General features: G+C 45.2%; 14 protein-coding genes. 5 read left to right on the top strand and 9 right to left on the bottom strand.

The features are described from left to right. The first annotated feature begins 140 nt into the window (after window positions 1-140). The gene (locus QUA33_RS24550) at window positions 141-554 is read left to right on the top strand and encodes an SET domain-containing protein-lysine N-methyltransferase (RefSeq protein WP_333151941.1); all 414 of its coding nucleotides are present in this window, start codon (window positions 141-143) and stop codon (window positions 552-554) included. 181 nt (window positions 555-735) lie between these two features. Here QUA33_RS24550 and petL read toward each other — a convergent pair whose 3' ends face one another. After that, the gene (gene petL / locus QUA33_RS24545) at window positions 736-837 is read right to left on the bottom strand and encodes a cytochrome b6-f complex subunit PetL (RefSeq protein ID WP_015175161.1); all 102 of its coding nucleotides are present in this window, start codon (window positions 835-837) and stop codon (window positions 736-738) included. 77 nt (window positions 838-914) lie between these two features. On the opposite strand from petL, the gene aroB reads away from it, so the two are divergent. Beyond that, window positions 915-2,009: a 3-dehydroquinate synthase gene (aroB, locus tag QUA33_RS24540; protein WP_333151938.1), complete on the top strand. Its 1,095-nt coding sequence runs from the start codon at window positions 915-917 to the stop codon at window positions 2,007-2,009. 96 nt (window positions 2,010-2,105) lie between these two features. Here the strand turns inward: aroB and QUA33_RS24535 are convergent, their stop codons facing one another. Continuing rightward, window positions 2,106-2,861 (bottom strand): tetratricopeptide repeat protein, encoded by a 756-nt coding sequence (locus tag QUA33_RS24535; protein ID WP_333151936.1) that lies wholly within the window; start codon window positions 2,859-2,861, stop codon window positions 2,106-2,108. A gap of 191 nt (window positions 2,862-3,052) precedes the next feature. Between QUA33_RS24535 and QUA33_RS24530 the strand changes: the two genes are divergently transcribed. Beyond that, a complete protein-coding gene (locus QUA33_RS24530) occupies window positions 3,053-3,889 on the top strand; it encodes a stomatin-like protein (RefSeq protein WP_333071549.1) in 837 nt (278 codons plus the stop codon). Here the strand turns inward: QUA33_RS24530 and folP are convergent. From folP to QUA33_RS24505, 5 genes are all read right to left on the bottom strand, one after another. Then, window positions 3,880-4,746: a dihydropteroate synthase gene (gene folP / locus QUA33_RS24525; RefSeq protein WP_333151934.1), complete on the bottom strand. Its 867-nt coding sequence runs from the start codon at window positions 4,744-4,746 to the stop codon at window positions 3,880-3,882. The two genes, QUA33_RS24530 and folP, sit on opposite strands and share 10 nt — an antisense overlap. Before the next feature lie 93 nt (window positions 4,747-4,839). Then, window positions 4,840-5,400 carry a Uma2 family endonuclease gene (locus QUA33_RS24520; protein ID WP_333151932.1) on the bottom strand — a complete coding sequence of 187 codons (561 nt, stop codon included), beginning with the start codon at window positions 5,398-5,400 and terminating at the stop codon, window positions 4,840-4,842. A 121-nt stretch (window positions 5,401-5,521) separates the two neighbouring features. After that, complete coding sequence (gene tpiA / locus QUA33_RS24515) at window positions 5,522-6,247, bottom strand: triose-phosphate isomerase (protein WP_333151943.1); 726 nt, start codon at window positions 6,245-6,247, stop codon at window positions 5,522-5,524. Window positions 6,248-6,322: 75 nt separating this feature from the next. Next, window positions 6,323-6,508, bottom strand: a complete 186-nt coding sequence (locus QUA33_RS24510) for a PCP reductase family protein (RefSeq protein ID WP_006633749.1) — start codon at window positions 6,506-6,508, stop codon at window positions 6,323-6,325. Between the two features lie 100 nt (window positions 6,509-6,608). After that, window positions 6,609-7,562, bottom strand: a complete 954-nt coding sequence (locus tag QUA33_RS24505) for a hypothetical protein (RefSeq protein ID WP_333151930.1) — start codon at window positions 7,560-7,562, stop codon at window positions 6,609-6,611. An 852-nt stretch (window positions 7,563-8,414) separates the two neighbouring features. On the opposite strand from QUA33_RS24505, the gene QUA33_RS24500 reads away from it, so the two are divergent. Next, complete coding sequence (locus tag QUA33_RS24500) at window positions 8,415-9,428, top strand: PleD family two-component system response regulator (RefSeq protein WP_333151928.1); 1,014 nt, start codon at window positions 8,415-8,417, stop codon at window positions 9,426-9,428. Window positions 9,429-9,678: 250 nt separating this feature from the next. After that, window positions 9,679-15,693, top strand: a complete 6,015-nt coding sequence (locus QUA33_RS24495; protein WP_333151926.1) for a response regulator — start codon at window positions 9,679-9,681, stop codon at window positions 15,691-15,693. 311 nt (window positions 15,694-16,004) lie between these two features. Here QUA33_RS24495 and QUA33_RS24490 read toward each other — a convergent pair whose 3' ends face one another. Continuing rightward, window positions 16,005-19,865 (bottom strand): GAF domain-containing protein, encoded by a 3,861-nt coding sequence (locus QUA33_RS24490; RefSeq protein WP_333151923.1) that lies wholly within the window; start codon window positions 19,863-19,865, stop codon window positions 16,005-16,007. Between the two features lie 565 nt (window positions 19,866-20,430). Beyond that, window positions 20,431-21,810, bottom strand: coding sequence for a photosystem II reaction center protein CP43 (gene psbC, locus QUA33_RS24485; protein WP_333039523.1), 1,380 nt, complete (start codon window positions 21,808-21,810; stop codon window positions 20,431-20,433). Between the last annotated feature and the right edge of the window lie 240 nt (window positions 21,811-22,050).

The raw sequence follows: 22,050 nt of genomic DNA, 5'->3' as shown, positions 1-22,050 counted from the left end.
ATACCACCTATCTGGAGTGCATACCTATCGCTGACATCATTGGCGATACCGCAATGCAGTTGCGGTGAGCAGTTACATAGTTTTAAGCAGCATTTTGTCGTTGATGCTCGTAACATCTCGTAACATTAGGATAACACATTATGCTACTGGTTAAGACAAAACTTGGCATCAGTTTTATTCATGGTATTGGTCTTTTCGCAGCGCAGTTTATTCCCAAAGGTACTGTTACCTGGGAATACTCTCCATACTTCGATACGTCTTATGAAGAGGCTGATGTTCAACGTATGTCTCCTTCAGCAAAAGAACAGTTCCTAAAATATGCCTATTTTGACAATATCCTCTGTAGACATGTTCTTTGTTTTGACGATCAACGTTTCATCAATCATTGTTCGGAGTCTCCTAATATTCTTTCGACAGTGCGACGAGACGTTGCAGCATTTGACATCTACGAGGGAGAAGAACTTGTTTGCAACTATAACTGTTATGATGATACTCACTTTATACGTCTTGGTATTCAGGAAATCACTGTGACACGAACCATACAATCTAGTTAAAATGTTACAGTTGCGTACTGGATTTATTGAATTAGTTAATAGTAGCATAAAGTTTTATAGGAGGAAGTATTTACGCCGCAAATCTACAGATAAACCTAGAGATTTGTGGCGCAAATACTTCGTCAAACTGATACTTTGACCAGAGATTAAATCCTCTGGTTGAGACATCTAAATTAGCAAATTAGATGAGTTTGACAGCCCGCAGACCAAACATCAGCACTGTGGCCAAGCCGATCGCGCCGCCAAAAATCCCAAAATAAGTTATTGCTCCGCTAAGAGTCATTGCAATTTCTCCAAAACAATCAATAAAAAGACCTATAAGAACTATAATCTAAAATCTAATATCTAAATTAGATAAATATGCAATCCATAATTAAAGTTGACTTGGGGCCACAATCTTACAATGTTTGCGTGCGATCGGGCGGTTTAGACGAACTCGGCAGTCTGATGGGCGATCTAAGTTTGGGCAAAAAAGTGCTGCTGGTGTCGAATCAGTCGATTTTTCGGCAGTACGGCGAAAGAGCAACCGCAGCCCTCGAATCGGCCGGTCTGGAAGTCGGTACCTGCATTTTACCACCGGGAGAACAGTACAAAACTTTAAATTCGGTACAGAAAATTTACGGTGCGGCTTTGGAAAACCGCTTAGAACGTTCCTCGACAATGGTGGCTTTGGGCGGCGGGGTGGTGGGCGATATGACGGGTTTTGCTGCGGCGACTTGGCTGCGGGGAATTAATGTCGTGCAAGTTCCGACTTCGCTGCTGGCGATGGTTGATGCTTCTATTGGTGGCAAAACGGGGGTAAATCATCCTTTAGGGAAGAATTTAATCGGGGCTTTTCATCAGCCGCGTTTGGTGTTAATTGACCCAGATGTACTCAAAACTCTGCCGGCGAGGGAGTTTCGTTCGGCGATGGCGGAAGTCATCAAGTACGGGGTGATTTGGGATGCTGAACTTTTCGGGAAGTTGGAGAATTGCAAGCGCTTGGATCAAATGCGCTATGTGAAGGCGGATTTGTTGGCAGAAATTTTGAGCAGGTCTTGCCAAGCTAAGGCTGAGGTGGTTAGCAAAGACGAGAAGGAATCGGGTTTGCGGGCGATTTTGAATTACGGGCACACCATCGGTCATGCTGTAGAAAGTTTGACCAATTACAAGGTGATCAATCACGGGGAAGGAGTGGCCATCGGCATGGCTGCGTCAAGCCGATTGGCTGTAGAGTTGGGAATGTGGGATGCTGAGTGCGATCGCCGCCAGTCTGCTTTGCTGGAAAAAGCGGGTTTACCTGCCAAATTGCCTGCGGGTGTGGATGTTGAGGAAATTTTGCATACTTTGCAACTGGATAAGAAGGTGCAGGATGGCAAGGTGCGGTTTGTACTGCCGGTGCGCTTGGGTGAGGCTGCTGTGAGCGATCGGGTGGATGGGGATTTGATTTTACAAGTTTTGAAGGAAATGCTTTAGATTCTCGTTTTGGGGGGTGTTTAACCGCCGCTGAACGCCCATTAACGCCGATCGCCAAAGATGTTTTTTCTTTTAATGTGCGATCGGCGATTGAGTTTAGGAACCGCTCGACCGCGAATTAATTTCCTCCAAAATTTTATCTACTCTGTTAGCGGCTTGAGTTCTGCCTTGCTTGATAAATAACTCTTTAGCTTTTGTGAGGCTGGCTACGGCTTCTGCTTGGTTTTCCTTGGCTCCTTGCTGGTACAAACCGACTCCTAAATTGTTTAAAGCATCGGGATATTGAGCGTTAATTTTAACGGCTTGTCTCCACTGAACAATTGCCTCCGGCAACTGCCCCTGACTTGCCATCGCGACGCCTAAATCGTTGTGAGCTTTGGCGTGCTGCGGGTTAACTTCAATTGCTTTTTGAAATAGAACGATCGCATCGCTCATTTTACCTTGCCCCGACAACATAGTTCCTAGCTTGTAATAAGCATCCGCTTGTTTGGGATAGCGAGCGATTAGTTGCCGGTACAAGGTTTCGGCATTGACAGCATTTCCTTGACCGTAAAGGTCGTTGGCAGTTCTCAAACCCACCGTGTAGCCTTTACCTACAACTTGGCACTTTTTCTCGGAGTTGCCTTCCTGCTTGCAAATCCTGAGTTCGTCTCCCTTCATCTCATAAGACATAACTTCCCGAACAGCAGGGCCTCGGCGTGGGGGCTGCAAGTTTTGCGAGAGTTGCAGGGCGATTGTCTCAGCTTGTGCCGGTTGGGTCACTGCGGCATTCCACATTCCTGCACCCACCAAAATGCTTGGCGCGATCCACCTCAAAGGTTTGAACAAGCGAAACTCTCGATCGTTTTTCATGTCTTTTGTGGAAACGTGTTGTTGATATCCTGGGTTTCACTAGCGCCGTAAGAGTCGGAGCCGATGGGGCCCACCCGATCAAATAGTTAGTTATTAACAGTCGAGATATTTTAGCACTGTGTGGTCGAGTTTGAGTTAAATTAGAGTAGAATTCCGATCGATTCTCAGTCAACCTTAGCAGGAAAATAGAAATGGGGCAGTCTATTCTTACCATGCTCTTTGCGCTCATCCTCGGCTACGCTGTTAACTCAAGCGTCAAAATAGTCAGCGGTGGCGACGAAGCTTTAGTGGAACGTTTGGGTCAATACAAGCGCACCCTCAAGCCAGGATTCCATTTTATCAGTCCCCTGGTCGAAAAAGTCGTCTGCGTGGACACAAGCCGTGAAAGAGTTTTAGACATTAAACCTCAGTCAGCAATCACGGGAGATAATGTGGCTCTCGAAGTCGATGCCGTTGTGTATTGGCGGGTTGTAAATTTACAGAAAGCTTATTATGGAATAGATCAAATTGAAAATGCGATCGCCAACTTAGTGTTAACGACGTTTCGCGCTGAAATTGGTCGATTGCCCATGCAAGACATCTTGGGTTCCCGAGATGACATGAATAAAAAGTTACTCAAAAAGTTGGACGAAGCTACGGAAACTTGGGGTGTCAAAGTAATTCGCGTAGAAATTCAAAGCATTACACCTCCGAAAAGGGTGCAAGAAGCTATGGAATTGGAGCGCGCTACCAAGAGCGAGTGGCAAGCAATGGTCAATAAAGCGATCGGCACTAAGGAGTACATGAGGCTCTTAGTTGAAGCTTTAGACTCCCATCCGAATAGCAAGCAAGTTTTGAATTACTTAGTAACCGAAAAATACTTAGAAGCTCAACAAAAATTGGGCGAAAGCGACAATGCCAAAATTCTGTTTATGGATCCGAGAAGCATGACGGAAGCTCTGGGCGAGCTGATGGGTTCTATGCCCGATGTGATTCATTCTGAGGGCGGAGAAATGAAAGTTATCGATACTAACACTTCTCAAGACTGATTCCTGAAGATAGCGTCGGCAACCAGACAAACATCGTACATTTCTCTGACATCGTGAACTCGCAAGATATCTGCCAAATTTGCGATCGCACCTGTACAAGCCGCCGCTGTCCCCCAAACTCTTTGTTTCGCTTCTGGCTCATTCAAAATGTGACCGATGAAGCTTTTTCGCGATACTCCGACTAAAATCGGACAGTTTAAAACACGGAATTTTCGCAACTGTCGCAGAATTTCTAAGTTTTGACTGTACGTTTTGGCAAAGCCAATACCAGGGTCGATAATTATTTGAGACTTGTCAATCCCCGCAGCAACTGCTGCCGCAATTCGACTCTCGAAAAATTTCCCAATTTCCCCCATTAAATCCCGATAATCTGTCAGTTGTTGCATCGTCTGGGGAGTTCCCCGAATGTGCATCAAAATTATTGGCACTTTTAACTGAGCAACCGTTGACAGCATTTCCGAGTCAAAAGTGGCTCCTGAAATATCATTAATTATATCAGCTCCCGCCTCAACCGCAGCTTTCGCAACCTGCGCTCTGGTAGTATCTACCGAAATAGGAACTGAGCCAAAAATATCGGCTTTTTGTCGCAGTATTTGTATTACAGGTATAACGCGATCGATCTCCTCTTCTAAAGATATTTCCGCTGCACCGGGCCGAGTAGATTGACCGCCAATATCAATAATATCTACACCGGATTTTACCATATTTTCAGCTTGCACTAAAGCAGATTCTATGCTATAAAAATCTCCGCCGTCGCTAAAACTGTCAGGGGTAACATTTAAAACGCCCATTAAATAAGTGCGTTTTCCCCACTCAAAAACTTTACTTCTAATTGTAATTTTTTTGTTATTTATCATATCACCTCATCACTCGGCGATTGAAATCGCTTCTTGTCAAACGAAATCCCTCTCTAAGAGACTCAAGAATAAAGCAGAAGCGCCATTGTTAATTTAACCAAAACTTAACCAGCTAAAAACAGTTTCAACTGTCAATTCTAATTCAATTTTATCAATAATTGGCAACAGAGCTGCACCTTTATACAATTCTACTTTTTGTCCTGGAAATATTGCCAAAATACTCTCTTCTTCTGGGTCTAATAACGACCCCAACTCAGTTCCGTGTCGCGAACAGTGAAGTAATTTACTCAGCACTTTTGTTTGACTTTGACTTGAGGAGAGAATTTCAATCGACCAGTCTGGATTAATTTCAAAGCGGTTAGCAATTCTACCAGAGGGTAAAAAAGGAATTCTTTCCCATCGGAATACTGCTACATCTGGCACGATTGATGCGCCACCAAATGTGCAGTATAACTCTGGAAAAGCACGGGCAATTTTCTTAGTTTTTGTTACTTGATCGATCGTCTTGCAGAGTTCACCTTGAAGGACGCTGTGTTCACCTTGTGGCATGGGCTTCTGAATGATTTCTCCGTCAAGAAACTCTGAGGCAGGTTCAGTTTCAGGAAGTTTTAGGAACTCCTCTAAGGTGGGTTTTGGTTTAACGCTCCCAATCATAGGTCAATTCTCCCGATCGGAGAAACACTCAACGGCACATCACAATTGTAGGCGATCGCTGTTTAATTCCCGCTGCCCTTGTTCACTTACCAATTAGCAATTAGCAATGAGCAATTACCTATTACTGATAATTGACAATTCGAGCAAAACTCGCAGCTTCCAAACTAGCACCACCAACCAAAACTCCGTCAATCTCCGGCTGACCCATGACTTCATCAATATTCTCCGGTTTAACAGAGCCGCCGTACTGAATTGGCACGGCCGGATTAGTCAATTTACTGCGAATCAAACCAATAACTCGGTTAGCTTCCTTCGTTTCGCAAGTATCGCCAGTGCCGATCGCCCAAATCGGTTCGTAAGCAATGACTAACTTTTCTTGGTCAACACCAACCAAATCTTTTTCCAATTGAGAAAAAATGTGAGATTCAGTTTCCCCTGCATCTCGCTGCTGCTTGGTTTCCCCAACGCACAGAATCGGAATTAAATCGTATTTCTGAGCAGCTTTCAGCCGCAAATTCACCGTTTCGTCAGTTTCCCCAAAATATTGGCGCCGCTCGCTGTGGCCGATGATGACATAACGGACACCAAGTTCACTCAGCATTGGCCCGGAAATTTCCCCAGTAAAAGCTCCAGACTCTTGCCAGTGGACGTTCTGAGCACCGAGTCTGATCCGGCTGCCGTGCAAATTTTTCGACAGGACAGCCAAGGAAGTGAAGGGAACGCAAAGCACGACTTCCCGTTCCTCTGGGGTTTCCGTCAGGCAGGACATGAATCCTTGAAGAAACTCTAGGGATTCTGCCCTAGTTTTGTACATTTTCCAGTTGCCAGCAATAACTATTTTCCGCACGGGTGACTCAGTAGCTCTGTGAACATCAAAATCAGGCAAATTATAGTGTAAAGCTTTAGGGTACCTTTCGAGCCCTTATTGCCCAAACTCGATGCGAGCTTGCTCAACTAAGTCAACGGTGACGACTTCGGTTTCGGCTTCGCGGGCCAACTGCTCGATGCGGACGCGAGCTTGTCCCCGGACAAAATAGGGAATATTTTTCAGCTTCGCCTTGGCTTCTGGCGTCCATTTTAGATCATCGGAAAATTCGGAATCGGGCATGGCGTATTGAGCGATCGACTACAAGCCTTCATAGATCTGGCTTTGATGGAAAGCCTAGATGTATTAAATTTACCACGAGTTGCGATCGGGCCACACCCTCTCACTCTGCCTTAAATTTGTTGCCTAAAATAGCAGACGCTTCTTGTAAAAGCTGATTCTGCTCTTGTCGAATTGCCTCCAACCTTGTCAAAATATTAGCAAGCCGTTCTTGAGACTCCAAAGTGTTTGATTCAACTCCCCTCAATTGTAAACCTGAATTATTTTTGTATTCGGGATTCTTTGAAACCAATGAGTTTACACCCACTCCACCGAAATTACTTACAGATTTAGAGCCGACACTCAAAACCCCTTGCATAAATTTTCCAGGGCTTTGCAGAATAAATAACCATCCTTCTGCAAAAAAGCTACCTAAAGCCTGTAATAAACCCAAAATCGTGAATATAAATAGTAGCAACATTGCTAAAGATATCAGCGGATGACTCACCAACCAGAAGACTACAGGGTGAGAATCAATCCAATTTTTAACAGTACCATTGATAGCGCTTTGAAGGGCATTGGAAGCGGCATCGCTCATATTAGTCGCCTTGTTAATGCTATCTTCTAATGAAGCCTTAGCCTTTTCTGTAACTTGATTTACAGTCTCTACAGCTTGGCTAGTGCTTTGATTCAGAATATTGACAGCCGAGTTAGTAGTTTGATTAATAGTTTCTTTAGCAGTTGCCGCAGAGTGAGAAACAGCATCAACAGCTTTGTTGGTACTTTCACTGACGCGACTAACTGCTTGATTGGCGACTTCCGATATAGAAATCCTCGCTTTTTCTGTTTTATATGCTACAGTACCTAAAGCATTATTCGTAGCTTCATTAACAGCAGTCACGGCAGAATTCGTAGTTTGAGTGAGAGCTTCTTTTGCCTTTTCCGCAGATTGGGAGAGAGAAGATTTAGCTTGTGCTGTTGTTTCTGAAACAGAATTAACTGCTTTTCCAACTTGTTCAGTCCAAAATCCTTTCGTTTTTTGAACACTTTGAGAAAAATCAGGCAGTGCTACTTCCATAGTAAGTGAGCTCCATCAAGTTAATTTACTCTTTCCAAGTGATCGTAGTATAGCTTCTATTTTCAATAGTGGGACTTTAGCTAAAAATTGAGCGAGAAATAGAGCTAAGATATATAGAGTAACCTTTTTAGGTTAGTCTGTTTCCTAATAAAATCTGATGAAAGCAACAGTTTCCATAGCCATGCCCCATGCTGTGAAAGATGGTGCTAATGCTGTGACGATGTGTTCCCCACTCAATCATAAAGACATGAGTTTAGATACTATCTGGGGGGATTGTTGGTGGGAGAAAAAAGAGCAAAAACTTATCCCAGCTCGCGCAGAAAGCTGTTGATGTTTCTTAACAAAGCTTACGCCTTTTTGCAGTCATAGCTTGCTGGTGCGGACAAAGGCTCAACCAAGGGCGAAGCTATACGCGATCGTGTGACCATCAGATGTATTCCCCAAAAATAGATCGGGCGATCGCTCAAAGATGAGGGAGAAATCTGATGCACCTGCAAAAGCCTGAATGAGCTTGAGAAATATAGCCTATTATCCCACGGGCGATCGCGGTATAACAAGCGATCGTTCGTCAAAGCTCGCTCGACGTTGTAAAAACTGTTTAATGCCCCAAAAATAATTACATATTTACAAAAATTAGCGCAAGTGACCAGACTTTATATCTCCGAAAAAAAGCGAAAAATTTTAAGTAGACCGTGGCTGTTGGTTTAACAAACCGGACGCTGCCTAGGATGTTGTTGCTGCAGCTTAGCTGATGTATAATTTATGACATATTTGCCAGTTTTTCACTTTCCCTCCCAAGCTCAAAATATGCTAGGCTAGAATGTTTCCAAAGTTTAAGATACACCATGACGTATGTATCAATCATTAGAAGAGTCAGCCATTTCGACTAACCCATCTACGGAATCGTCCTCTCTAATTCTGATTGTGGATGACGATGCCTTGATTCGTTTGCAACTTCGACTGTATTTACAGAAGGAAAAATACCGAGTGGCCGAAGCTAGTGATGGGTTGACAGGGCTAGCAGCTTATGAGGAAGTACATCCAGACCTGATCCTACTCGATGCAGTGATGCCTACTATGGATGGTTTTGCTTATTGTCAAAAATTATCTGAAGTGCCTGAGGGCGATCGCCCGCCTATTTTGATGATTACTAGCTTAGAAGACAAAGAATCTGTAGATCGAGCGTTTGCAGCGGGAGCTGCTGACTATATCACTAAGCCGATTCACTGGGCTGTTCTGGGACAGAGAGTGCGACGCTTGATTCAGCAATTCCATTTGCAACAGCAACAAACCCTACTTTACAAGCAGCTAGAGGCCGCCAATCGACAATTAAAATACTTAGCGTCAATTGACGGTTTGACTCAGATTGCCAATCGCCGTCAGTTTGACCAACAGCTAGACGAGGAGTGGCGACGCATGACGAGGCAGCAAACTCCTTTGTCACTGATTTTGTGTGATATCGATTTGTTCAAGCCTTATAACGATACTTATGGACACCAAGCTGGGGATCTATGTTTACAGCAAGTTGCGGCAGCTCTTAATCGCAGTATTAATCGAGCTGGAGATTTAGTAGCACGTTATGGAGGTGAAGAATTTGTAGTGATTTTATCCGATACCGAGCTTGAGGGAGCAGTCCAAATCGTTAAGCAAATGCAGGCTCGTATTCAAGCTTTAGCAATAGTACATAAGAGTTCTCCCAGTCATTACATTACGCTCAGCTTCGGTATTACCAGTGTGATTCCTACCCAAGAGCTCCGACCAGAAAATTTAATTACTGCTGCTGATGCAGCACTTTATGAAGCTAAAGATCAAGGTCGCAATACTTTTTGTACCAAGGTTCATACAGTTAATAAATTCACCCGTTAAATCATAATGATAAAAACTATGCCTCTCTTAATAGGGAATAATTATTTATTAAAATTTTAGCTCCATATCAAGCCCTGCATGAGTAAGCCTTGATTTTATTATTCAATATTAAAGCCTAAATAATCGGTTGTGCGACATTCATGGAAACTGTGAGGGATAGAACGAGAGTGTCTCTACGACGATTGTTTATCAAAATTAATTTATATTCAGCAAGTACAGATTCTAGAAGTTTATGGGAGGGGCTAGCTCAGTGCGTGATCAAAGATGGTTTGGTGCGATCGCCCTTCTCACGGGTGCGGGTTTTCTGGGCAACTATTTCAATTTGTCTCTCTTTTTTGGGGTTGATTTTCTCTTTGGCAGTATTGCAATACTGATTATTACTTACTACTTCGGCTGCGGCTGGGGAGGCTTGGCTAGTCTCATAGCAAGCAGCTATACTTATGTCCTTTGGAATCATCCATACGCCACAATTATTTTTGTAATTGAGGCTCTATTTGTAGGGTTTCTTTGCAAGCGCCGACATCCGAACCTCCTTTTATTTGATGGGATTTACTGGTTTTTAATTGGAATGCCTCTCGTTTGGCTTTTCTACCGTCAAATGCTGCACATGGAGGCCGCTCAAGTCGTGCTAGTTATGTGCAAACAAGCAGTTAACGGCATTTTTAATGCCTTAGTTGCCAGCTTAATAATTTCTTATGCGCCGATTCATCGGTGGGTTAGGCATTCAAAGCATCTCCATGCCCTCTCTTTACAACAAACTATTTTTCATCTGTTGGTTGCTTTTGTTTTTCTTCCAGCACTGCTGCTATTAGTTCTTGATGGTAGATACTGGGTCGATCAAATTCAGACGACTGTGCGAACTGAGTTAAAAATAAACGGGACTAATCTCAGTAGTGCTGTATCTAGATGGCAGGAGCAACATCTATTAGCTTTGAATACATTAGCTAAAAAATCGCTCGTTCCAGAAGGCGCAAGTGCTGTAAATCAAGCGATTCAATCATCAGAACAACTACAAAAAAATATTAGCATGATCGAGGAGTTGTTTCCAGATTTTGACAAAATTTATGTTGCCGATGCATCGGGAAAAGTTTTAGCTGCATCTTCTCCTTTAAATCAAACACCTCGGCGGTTGATAGAACAAATTACTGAACATAAATCTTTAATTACCTTGGCTCAAGAGCCGTTGAAACCTTGGATTACTCCTATCCACAAAGATATATTAATCGACGAACCTCATGTCGGATTGAATGTGCCACTGCAAGTAGAAGGTGATTTTACTGGGCTGATCCATGGTTCATTAGCAGTGAGCCAGATCAAATATCTATACTTTTTTCCGAAAAACAATCAGGAACTACGCATTACATTGCTCGATCAAAACAACCAAGTTATTGCTAGTAATCAATCCGACGAAAAGCTGTTGACCAGTGTTCAAGAGTCAAAGCACGGCAGCACTCGCACCTTAGAGGGAACCTTGCAGCAGTGGGTTCCTAGCAAGGGCAACTATCCGATGATCCGTTGGAAAAACTCTCTATATATACAGGAATTTATGATTTCCCCTGAGCTGAACTGGAGATTACGCTTAGAAATTCCAGCAGCTCCCTATGTAGAAAATTTACAAAATCGCTACAGGATAGATCTGATTATTCTTCTCGTCATCACAATGTTGGCATTTTTGTTTGCAACGGTGGTTAGCGAACGACTGGTAAAGCCGTTATCCTTTTTAGCTATTGCGACTACTGACTTACCGAACAAGCTTTCAGAAAAAACATTTGAATGGAAACATAGTTCGGTGACTGAAATCAATGAGCTTGCTAGCAATTTTCAATTGATGGCGATCGCGCTAAATCAAAAATTTAGGGAGATTAAACACGTCAACGCTACATTAGAACAGCGGGTTCAAGAACGAACGCAAAGATTATCCAAAATCAATCGCTCTCTGAAAGCTGAAATTAAGAGACGTAAACAAGCCGAAGCTGAACTAAGAACAAGAGAGGCGGCAATACGAGCTTTATATGAAGTCACTGCTAGCCAAAATCTCAATTTTGAGCAGCGCATCCAAGCGCTAATTGACATGGGATGTCAGACCTTTCGGCTTGAATGTGGCATATTGGCGATCGTGCAAGATAATCTTTATGAGGTGATGGTTGCACGATCGCCCGATCGAGTCCTGAAACCAGGTGATGTCTTTGATATTAAGCAAACTTTGTGCTGTGAAGCTTTAGACACAAATGAACCCCTAACCATCGAACATATAGGCACCTCAAAATGGCGTTACCATCCTGCCTATATTGCCCTTGACATGGAAGCCTATATTGGAACACGAGTTTTAGTGGCAGGCAAAGTCTACAGTACCCTCAGCTTTTCTAGTAAATCTCCCCGTGTAGACAGCTTTAAATCGGCCCATGTGGAATTGCTGAAGCTGATGGCTCAGTGGATTGGTAGTGAAATCGAACGGCATCAAGCAGAAGTCGCTCTGCAAGCCAGTGAAGAGCGATGGCAACTCGCCCTACATGGTAGTAATGATGGGGTATGGGATTGGAACGTCCACACCAATGAAGTATTTTTCTCGGCTCGCTGGAAAGAGATGTTGGGCTACCAGGATCATGAAATCCCCAATCAGTTAGAGGAATGGAGTAAACGAGTTCATCCCGACGATATCGGATGGGTGATGCAAGCCATTCAAGATCACTTTCAGCGCACAACCCCGTTTTATATTACAGAACATCGAGTGCTTTGCAAGGATGGGAGCTACAAATGGATTTTGGCTCGAGGGCAAGCGCTTTCGGATGAAGCGGGCAGAGTTGTCCGTATGACTGGTTCTCACAGCGATATTACCAACCGCAAACAGTTAGAGCAGGAAATTCAAGCCAGAGAGCAATTATTGAATGCTTTCTTTAAAGGATCTTCCCTAGCAGGGGTGGGGCTGTGTATATACGATCGGCAGTTTCGATTTTTACAAATCAATGAGGCACTAGCTGAAATTAATGACCACTCTGTGGAGGCTCATTTAGGTAAGACAACCGATGAAATTTTGGGAGAATTTGCTCCTAGTGTAAATGCACTGTTACAACAGGTTTTAACGACAGGAAAACCTTCCATCAGCTTGGAAATGAGTTCAGAAGTAACCAGTCAAACTGGTGCCAAACGCTACTGGCTAACTTCTCATTTCCCCATTTTCAAGGATGCAGAGCAGCCTGTAGGAGTGGGTTGCATTCTGATTGAAATTAGCGATCGCAAACGCGCCGAAGCGGAACTGCAACAAATGAGTGCAGCGCTACAAAATGCCGTGGCAGGCATTTCTAGGCTAGACCCTCAAGGAGCCTATATCTTCGTTAACGAAACTTATGCAGCCATCTGCGGATATCGGCCAGAGGAAATGCTAGGGATGGAATGGCCGAGAACCGTTCATCCTGAAGATCTTGAGAAGATGGCGGCTGTTTATCAGCAGATGTTGAGAGAAGGCAGAGTCGAAGTCGAAGCCAAGGGGATGCGAAAAAATGGCACGATGTTCTATAAACAACTGGTGATGGTCTCTGCTTATGACGAGCAAAATGTGTTTGTGGGGCACCACTGCTTCATGAAGGATATTAGCGATCGCAAGCAAGCAGAAGAAGCACTACAGCGACAATTGGAAAAAGCCTTACTGCTGAAGCAAATTACCCAAGAAATTCGTCAAAGCCTCAATGCTCAGCAGATATTTGAAACGGCTGCTGTTCAGATTGGGCAAGCTTTTGGGGTCAGTCGCTGCTTAATTCGCACATACCAGGACAATCCACAGCCTCAGTTTCCTGTCGTTGCAGAGTATCTAGCACCCGGCTCAGACTCCAGCGAGGATCGGGACATTCTGGCTGTGAGTCCTGCTTATACAAAACAGTTGATGGCTCAAGATGAAGCCATCGCCTCTCCGGATGTCTACTGCGATTTATTGCTCGCCTGTACTCATTCAATTTGTACCAGTCTCAAATTAAGATCGATGTTAGCAGTGCGAACTTCTTACCAAGGAGAAGCGAATGGTGCCATTTGTTTGCACCAGTGCGATCGCTACTGTCGTTGGACTCCCGATCAAGTGGAGTTGCTAGAATCCGTCGCGACTCAAGTAGGAATTGCTCTCGCTCAAGCCAAATTACTAGAGCAAGAAACTCGACAACGAGAAGAATTAACTCTGAAAAACTTTGCCCTGGAGCAAACTAGACGGGAAGCAGAAGCTGCGAACCGAGCCAAAAGTGAGTTTCTGGCGATGATGAGCCATGAAATTCGCACTCCCATGAATGCGGTTATTGGGATGACGGGACTGCTGCTAGATACAGAACTCAAAGCTCAACAGCGAGATTTTATCGAGACGATTCGCAATAGTGGGGATACCCTCCTGAGCATCATCAACGACATCCTTGACTTCTCCAAAATTGAGTCGGGCAAGCTGGAACTAGAAAAGCATCCCTTGAGCTTGAGAGATTGCATAGAAGGTGCGATCGACCAACTTGCAGTTAAAGCAGATGAGAAGGGGATTGAGTTAGGCTACCTGATCCAGCCTCAGACTCCTAAGTTGATTTTGGGTGATGTCACCCGTCTGCGTCAGATTCTAGTTAACTTGCTCAATAATGCGATTAAGTTTACTGAAACAGGGGAAGTTACCATTTCCGTGGAAGCCTCTATAGTTGATTCTGACAAAACGATTTCTGAGCCAGGGAACTTGCCCGAAAGCTTGTATGAAATTCAGTTTGCCATTCAAGACACAGGCATTGGCATTCCAGCAGGACGGCTCGATCGACTATTCAAATCTTTTAGTCAAGTAGATGCTTCGACGACTCGGCAGTATGGAGGGACAGGTTTAGGTCTGGCGATTAGTAAGCGACTTAGTGAAATGATGAACGGCATGATGTGGGTTCAGACCCGAGGTCACGTCGGAGGAACCCCTTCCCCAAAATGGCAAGTCGCTGAGCCTCATCGAATCACAATGGGTTCTACCTTCTACTTCACGATTGTCGCACCCGCTGTTGCTAGTGAGTTAGCGGAACCGATTGAAATGCTACCAGAACTATCTAGCAAGCGTTTATTAATCGTAGATGACCAGCCCACTAACCGACAAATTCTGACGCTGCAAGCCCAGACTTGGGGGATGGAGATTCGCGCTGCCCAATCGGCTGTGGAAGCGCTCAACTGGCTTCAGAGTGGAGAAACATTTGATGTCGCTATTTTAGATATGCAAATGCCAAAGATGGACGGCTTGACACTCGCCTCAGAAATCCATCAGCTTCCTAAGTGCCACCGTTTACCACTGGTGATGCTCACTTCAATGGGCAAACCAGAAGGGAGTTCTTCAGCACTCTCGACCCACTTTGCGGCTTGTTTAAGCAAACCCATCAAACAATCCCAGCTTTATGAAGTGCTGACTCAGGCACTACAAGCTCAACCGACAAAAGTTCAACAGCGACCCCCTAGCTCTGTTGAGGATGATATTAAATTGGGTCAGAGACTCCCGCTGCGAATTCTGTTAGCAGAGGATCATCTGGTGAATCAGAAGGTGGCACTGCTGCTGTTAGAGCGTTTGGGATACCGAGCCGATGTTGCTGCCAATGGATTAGAAGTCTTGGAAGCCCTGCATCGCCAGCCTTATGATGTAGTGCTGATGGATGTACAAATGCCAGAGATGGATGGGCTAGAAGCCACCCGCCGTATAGGTGAGGAGTGGCCGGCTCATGCTCGTCCCCGAATTATTGCCATGACGGCGAATGCCATGCAGGGCGATCGCGAGCTTTGTCGGGATGCCGGCATGAATGACTATATCAGTAAACCAATTCGAGTAGAGGCTCTCATCCAAGCGCTGAGTCAGTGTCCACCCAACCCGCAACCGCAGCAGGCCCAAAAAGATGAATCAGATAGCAACAAGCCAGAAATTGATATGCCAGCGGTTAACCTTGCAGAACTGCAAGCCTTCTGTAGCAGCATCGATGAAGATTCAACCCAGATTGTGAGCTTGCTGGCGAACTGCTACTTGGAGGAATCTCTCAAGTTGCTACAAGCTATGAAATTAGCGATCGCCCAAGGGGATACTCCAACCCTAAAGCGAGTGGCTCATACCCTCAAAGGCAGTAGTGCGAATTTAAGCGCGGCTCCTCTGGCCCAGCTTTGTGGCAGGTTGGAAGCCATGAGTACCTCTGGTGAACTCGATCGAGCCTCAACCCTATTGGCTCAAATCGAGGGGGAGTACGATCGTGTCAAGAATACTCTCCAACAAGAACTACAAAAAAGCGAAAGTAATCTATGAAAGTCCATTAAATAGGCCTCTTTTGGCATCAGGACTGAGGCAACTGTCAGACGTGATGCCGCAAGGTGGGTATGCGATCGCATACCCACGATCCAGCCTGATTCCAAATCTTCTGTTAGCATCAGAATTATTCCTATCTCTCTTGTCTTCATCTGCGTATATCAGCGTCAATTCCTTGTCACCTGCTGTTCATAAATTCTCTTTTTTTTACCGCAGATGAGGGCAGATCAACGCAGATTAATTATATCTATTCTCGTTGCAGACTCTGTGATTGTTGACTGTTGACTGTTGGCAGGATTTTACAATAATGACTAATGAGTAATGACTGCTGGCTGCTGTCGAAGTGGAATCTCGATCACAAACTCAGTACCCTTCCCCAGTTCCGAATTGCATTTTAAAACGCCGCCGTGTTTGTCTACCACAATTTGGTAACTAATTGACAGTCCCAATCCTGTACCTTTACCCACCGACTTAGTGGTAAAAAAAGGGTCAAATATGCGTTTTCTCATAGATTCCGCAATTCCCGGGCCGTTGTCAGAAATCCGAATCACCGCGCTAGGAACAGTATCATTAAGTTGACCGACAGCAGTAGAGATTTTAATTTGAGGAATTACAGATTGACCTGCGAGCAACTTGTGCGATTCTAAAGCATCGATTGCATTGCCAATTACATTCATAAATACCTGATTTAACTGTCCTGCATAACACTCAACTACAGGCAAAATGCCGTATTCTTTCAGTAGCACAATGTTTGCACTGTCCGTATTAGATTTCAGCCTGTGCTGTAAAATTAACAGTGTGCTGTCAATGCCCTCGTGAATATCAACAGCCTTCGTTTGACTTTCGTCAAGACGAGAGAAATTCCTTAACGAGAGAACTATTTGACGGATGCGATCGGCTCCCACCTTCATTGACAATAGCAATTTGGGCAAATCTTTTAGCAGAAAATCCAAGTCAATATCTTCACTCAATTTGTCTATTTCAGCACTAGAATCGGGATATTGCTGCTGGTAAAGTTCCAGCAAACTCAGTAAGCTAGCAGTATATTCACTAGCGTGATTGAGATTACCGTAAATAAAATTAACCGGATTGTTAATTTCGTGAGCAATCCCGGCTACCAGTTGCCCCAAACCAGACATTTTTTCAGTTTGAATCAATTGAGCTTGAGTGTGCTGCAAATCCTTTAAACTTTGAGCGATTTGTTCTGCTTGGCGTCTGGTTTGAGCCAGCAAATCGGCTTGTTGAATAGCTACACCTAACTGATTGGCAATCTGAGCTAAAAAGTTAACTTCTGAACTTTCCCAACAGCGGGGTCCAGAATGTTGATACGCTGTCAGCAAACCCCAAAGTTCTTGTCCTACAAAAATCGGCGCGATCGCATAAGACTTCACCTGAAATTTCTCTAAAATACCGACAACACATTCCGAGTGGCAAACTTGATAAATATCGTCAACAGCTAGAGTTTCATTATTGACATATCTACCGCCTCGGTTTTCCTGCAAATAAGTATCTTGCCAAACCGTACTGATACCTTCCCCTACTAATTTTATCCAGCCATCTTTCACAAACTCGGCCACATAATGGCCACTCCAATCAGGATAAAATTGATAGACCGCAATTCTATCAACTTGCATAAACTGACAAACTTCTTGGGTTGCAGTCTTAAAAATTGCGTTGATATCGAGAGATTCTCGAATCTTGGCTACCACTTCAAACAGTATCCGCTGTTGCTCGGCTGCCCACTGCAAATCGATAGTTTGCTGCCGCGTCTTAGCAAGCAAATCTGCTTGTTCTAATGCTACGCTCAATTGAGCTCCTACTTGCGTAGCAAACTGAATTTCCGAACTGTTCCAATTGCGGGAAATGCCGCACTGGTGCACGCACAGCAAACCCCAAAGTTCGCTGCCATTCATCAGTGGTATAATCACTTGAGCTGTTATTTGAAATTGAGCTAAAAGAGCAGCGTGGCAGTCCGAGAGTCCCGCACTTGCGATATCAGGCAGCACTTGAATGCGTCCCTGGCTGTATTTATTTGCATAGTTCTCTCCAAAAAAAATATCGCGAACTTTCACATCCATTGCTGAAGGAAAATCTGGCAAAACATCTTCGGTAATAAATTCCCCTTCATTAAGCTTGGAACTTATATCGAAACGATAAATTCCAACTCTATCTGCATTTAAAATTCGCCGCAATTCTGTAGTTGTTGTGCTAAAAATTGTATCTAAATCGAGAGATTGTCGAATCTTAGCAACTACTTCAAACAGTATTCTTTCCTGCTCTGCTGCCCGCTGCAACTCAACTGCTTGCTGCTGAGTTTGGGCGAGCAAATCTGCTTGTTCTAAAGCGATGCTGAGCTGAACGGAAATTTGGGTAGCAAACTTAATTTCGGAAGATTCCCAGTTGCGGGGAGCCGAACATTGGTGTACGCACAGCAAGCCCCAAAGGTCTTTGCCTTTCATCACCGGTGCAACTAAACTAGCTTTGACCTGAAATTGCTCTAATAGTTGCTCATAGCAATCTTGCAGTCCGGCTTGTCTAATGTCGGACATTGTGTGAACTCGTCCCTGAGAGTAGAGATTGGCATACTTTTCTCCAAAGCAGCGATCGTGTACTTTGACTGCCATTGCTGACACAAAAGCTGGCAAAACATCTTCGGAAACGAATTCACCATCGTTAAATTCTGATGCGGAAACGAAGTGGTAAACTGCCACTCTATCGGCATTTAGAGCCTGCCGCACTTCCTGGCACATCGTACTAAAAATTTTGTTCAATTCGAGGGATTTCCGCATTTTTGCGACAACTTCAAACAGCACTCGCTGCTGTTGGGTCAACTGCTGTAGTTGAGCGGTGCGCTTTTGAACTTGATTTTCTAAATTTGTGTTAAGTTCTTCTATTTTTTGATCGAGTTGGTAGTGGTTAATAGCATTAGAAAAGTGGGTACCCAAAATTTGAACCAATTCAATTTCTTCTATTTTCCATTCGCGAATTTGGGCAGTTTTTGACTCTTTCCACGCTTCAAAAGATATCCGAGATTGGGCGAGCCGCCCGTCGCTATCAAACTGTCGAGCCCAGAGAGTTTCGGTGTCAAATTCTTCTCGAAAAATGCTCAAGTAACCGAATATTTGCTGGCGGGTTTTGAGCGGTACGATTAAAATACTGCGAATTTTGGTCGATCGAAATGCAGGTTGCAGGCTTCTCAAACTGCTAATTTGGTACAAGTCGGGAATTACCCAAACCTGTTGCTCGCCGGATTTAAAATATTCGTGCCAGACGCTGTATTGCTCAACCTGGGGATATTTTGCGGAAATTCCCATCTTCGGCCCTGAGCCACAAGTGTAGACTGTGAGTTCTCGATTCGAGTTATCCGAATAGGGAACTAGATTCGTAACCTTTCTGCTTTCGGAAATGAATGGCGTGGCGAAAATACACAGCCTGCCGCCGGCGGCGTCTAGTGCTGCTACCGATTCTACCAAAGCTGTTTGGAGTTCAATCGCCGGCTGGGAGTGAAGGGCTGCGGCGACGCGGTTGACGGCAGCTTCCCGTTGAGCTTTCGCCCTCGCTCGGGCGAGGAGAGTTGATTGGGCTATGGCGACGCCGAGCTGATCTGCCACCATCTGAACGCCTTGGAGTTCGTTTTCTGTCACACTCCGGGACTCGGAGTGGTGAGATACCAACAACCCCCAGAATTCTTCGCCGTGAAAAATTGGTACTACCAAGCAAGCCTTGACCCCTAGTGCAGTCAAGTATTCAGCATGGCAGGGGTCAACCGCACGAAAGCGCATTTCGTCGTCGGGCAGCAGTTCGCCCGAGACCGCCTCGCGGCGCGGACTTTGGCCTAGCTGCCCGGAATCTATATCGACGATCGATCGCACCTGTAATTGCGCGAACAGTTCGCGGGCGTGAGGGGGAATATCGTCTGCTGGAAAATGGAGGCCCAATAGGGAGGGCAAGCGGTTGCCGTTAATTGATTCGGCAATCACTTCACCGCTACCGTCGCTATGAAATTTGTAGATTTTTACTCTGTCTGTTCCCAAAAAGGATTGAACTTCCGCTGCTGTTGCGCTCAGAATTTCGCGGAGTTCTAGAGAGCGGCGAATGCGGTTGGCGATGCGTTCGAGCAAATTTGCTCGATCGAACCTCACCTTGACATTTTCGATCTTTAATGAGTCCATTATTAATCTTTTGCTTTCCTAGCAATAACAGTAAGCTGCCCACAAGTTTTGTGCCTGTTAAAAAAATCGGCAAGCACAGCCATTTAATAAAATATAAATATCCTGATGGCGATCGTGGATTAGTTTTGCACCTGTAGCGATCTGCCTTAAAATTGCAACTTTTCAGTGCAACTTTCCATTGTGTGGGATTAAAACTTTGGTACTTTAAATATAAACTTTGTCGAGCCGGCCTTGCAAGCTCTTTACCCCAACGGATTAAAATTGTCAAGTTTCAATACTTGCAGAGTCATTCACCGCCACCGATGAAAGTCGCACTGAAATATCTCAGTCCTGGATGCAAAAGCTGGCTGAGGAACGAGCTGACGGAAAGAAACAGCATGGAATTCAAAAGATTAACTCAGAAACCGGGTTTCTACCTCTAGGATTGTATCTGCTGCTAGGGGATCGGAGAACAGTCGATCGACAATCCGCTGCTTTTTCAGATATTATCCGATCAAAAAAAGCTCCTGCGTTAAGCAGGAGCCTTTTTCAACTAGACAGTCAAATCAGAAATAAATTCGATCGATTAGTCTAAGTCTGGCATAGAAAGTACCGCTTCATTTTCGCGATCGATACCCTTCTCAAAGCCAGCGACAGCCGCGCGAGCGCGACCAGCGTGCCACAAGTGGCCGACCAAGAAGAAGAAACCCATCACAAAGTGGAAACAGGACAGCCAAGAACGAGGAGAAGTGAAGTTAAACGAGTTAACTTCAGTCGCCACACCGCCCACAGAGTTCAAAGAACCCAGAGGAGCGTGAGTCATGTACTCAGCCGCGCGGCGAGCTTGCCAAGGCTGAATGTCATTCTTGATTTTGTTCAAGTCCAAACCGTTAGTACCGCGCAAGGGTTCCAACCAAGGGCCTTGGAAATCCCAGAAACGCATCGTTTCACCGCCGAAAATGATTTCGCCAGTAGGAGAGCGCATCAGGTATTTACCCAGACCGGTGGGGCCTTGTGCAGAACCGACGTTAGCACCCAAGCGTTGGTCGCGGATCAGGAAGGTCAAAGCTTGCGCTTGAGAAGCTTCCGGACCTGTCGGGCCGTAGAATTCGCTGGGGTAAGCAGTGTTGTTGAACCAGACAAAGCAGCAAGCGATGAAGCCCATCAGGGACAAAGCTCCCAAGCTGTAAGACAGGTAAGCTTCGCCAGACCAGATTAAGGCGCGGCGAGCCCAGCCGAAAGGCTTGGTCAAAATGTGCCAAACACCGCCAGCGATACAAATCAGGCCGAGCCAGATGTGACCGCCGATGATGTCTTCCATGTTGTTGACGCTGACAATCCAGCCTTCGCCACCAAAAGGAGAGCGTACCAAGTAGCCAAAAATCACAGCCGGATTCAGAGTGGGGTTCGTGATAATACGCACGTCGCCGCCGCCCGGAGCCCAAGTGTCATAGACACCGCCGAAGAACATGGCCTTAGCTACCAGCAGCAGAGCGCCGCATCCCAACAGAATCAGGTGGTAGCCGATGATATTGGTCATCTGGTTCTTATCTTTCCAGTCGTAGCCGAAGAACGAAGAGTATTCTTCGAGAACTTCTGGGCCGCGAACGGCGTGATAAATGCCGCCCAAACCGAGAACAGCAGATGAAATCAAGTGAAGAACGCCGACTACGAAGAACGGGAAGATATCCGTAACTTCACCGCCGGGGCCGACGCCCCAACCCAAAGTAGCGATGTGGGGCATCAAGATTAAGCCCTGTTCGTACATGGGCTTTTCTGGGATAAAGTGAGCGACTTCAAACAAAGTCATTGCACCGGCCCAGAACACGATCAAGCCAGCGTGAGCGACGTGTGCGCCCAGCAGTTTGCCGGAGAGATTGATCAAACGAGCGTTGCCAGACCACCAAGCGAACCCGGAGGATTCTTGGTCGCGACCGCTTGCGTAGGAATTAGAGAGCGTTACCACCCGGTAGAACCTCCAACGATTTTAGATTTTGGATTTTGGGTTTTTTTGTTCCCTAGTAGGGCACGGTATCACCGCGCTTGCGCCGGGGACTAGGGATTTAGATATCAGATTAATTTAAAAAAACTAAATTAATCTGATATCTAAATCCTGATTTTTTTAAAGTGCGTTACCGCGAGGCAGAACTTCTTCAGGGAAGATGAAGTTTTCGTGGGGTTGGTCCGTAGGAGCCATCCAAGCACG

This window comes from Microcoleus sp. Pol14D4 (genome assembly GCF_036701245.1).
Taxonomy (GTDB): Bacteria; Cyanobacteriota; Cyanobacteriia; order Cyanobacteriales; family Microcoleaceae; genus Microcoleus.
This window is presented reverse-complemented; position numbering and strand designations above follow the sequence as displayed.

What these genes read in the sequence shown, in the direction of transcription:
- aroB (WP_333151938.1), top strand. Translation starts at nt 915, where the DNA reads ATGCAATCCATAATTAAAGTTGACTTGGGGCCACAATCTTACAATGTT.
- QUA33_RS24550 (WP_333151941.1), top strand. Translation starts at nt 141, where the DNA reads ATGCTACTGGTTAAGACAAAACTTGGCATCAGTTTTATTCATGGTATT.
- QUA33_RS24500 (WP_333151928.1), top strand. Translation starts at nt 8,415, where the DNA reads ATGTATCAATCATTAGAAGAGTCAGCCATTTCGACTAACCCATCTACG.
- QUA33_RS24535 (WP_333151936.1), bottom strand. Translation starts at nt 2,861, where the DNA reads ATGAAAAACGATCGAGAGTTTCGCTTGTTCAAACCTTTGAGGTGGATC.
- QUA33_RS24520 (WP_333151932.1), bottom strand. Translation starts at nt 5,400, where the DNA reads ATGATTGGGAGCGTTAAACCAAAACCCACCTTAGAGGAGTTCCTAAAA.
- QUA33_RS24510 (WP_006633749.1), bottom strand. Translation starts at nt 6,508, where the DNA reads ATGCCCGATTCCGAATTTTCCGATGATCTAAAATGGACGCCAGAAGCC.
- petL (WP_015175161.1), bottom strand. Translation starts at nt 837, where the DNA reads ATGACTCTTAGCGGAGCAATAACTTATTTTGGGATTTTTGGCGGCGCG.
- QUA33_RS24490 (WP_333151923.1), bottom strand. Translation starts at nt 19,865, where the DNA reads ATGGACTCATTAAAGATCGAAAATGTCAAGGTGAGGTTCGATCGAGCA.
- QUA33_RS24505 (WP_333151930.1), bottom strand. Translation starts at nt 7,562, where the DNA reads ATGGAAGTAGCACTGCCTGATTTTTCTCAAAGTGTTCAAAAAACGAAA.
- QUA33_RS24530 (WP_333071549.1), top strand. Translation starts at nt 3,053, where the DNA reads ATGGGGCAGTCTATTCTTACCATGCTCTTTGCGCTCATCCTCGGCTAC.
- folP (WP_333151934.1), bottom strand. Translation starts at nt 4,746, where the DNA reads ATGATAAATAACAAAAAAATTACAATTAGAAGTAAAGTTTTTGAGTGG.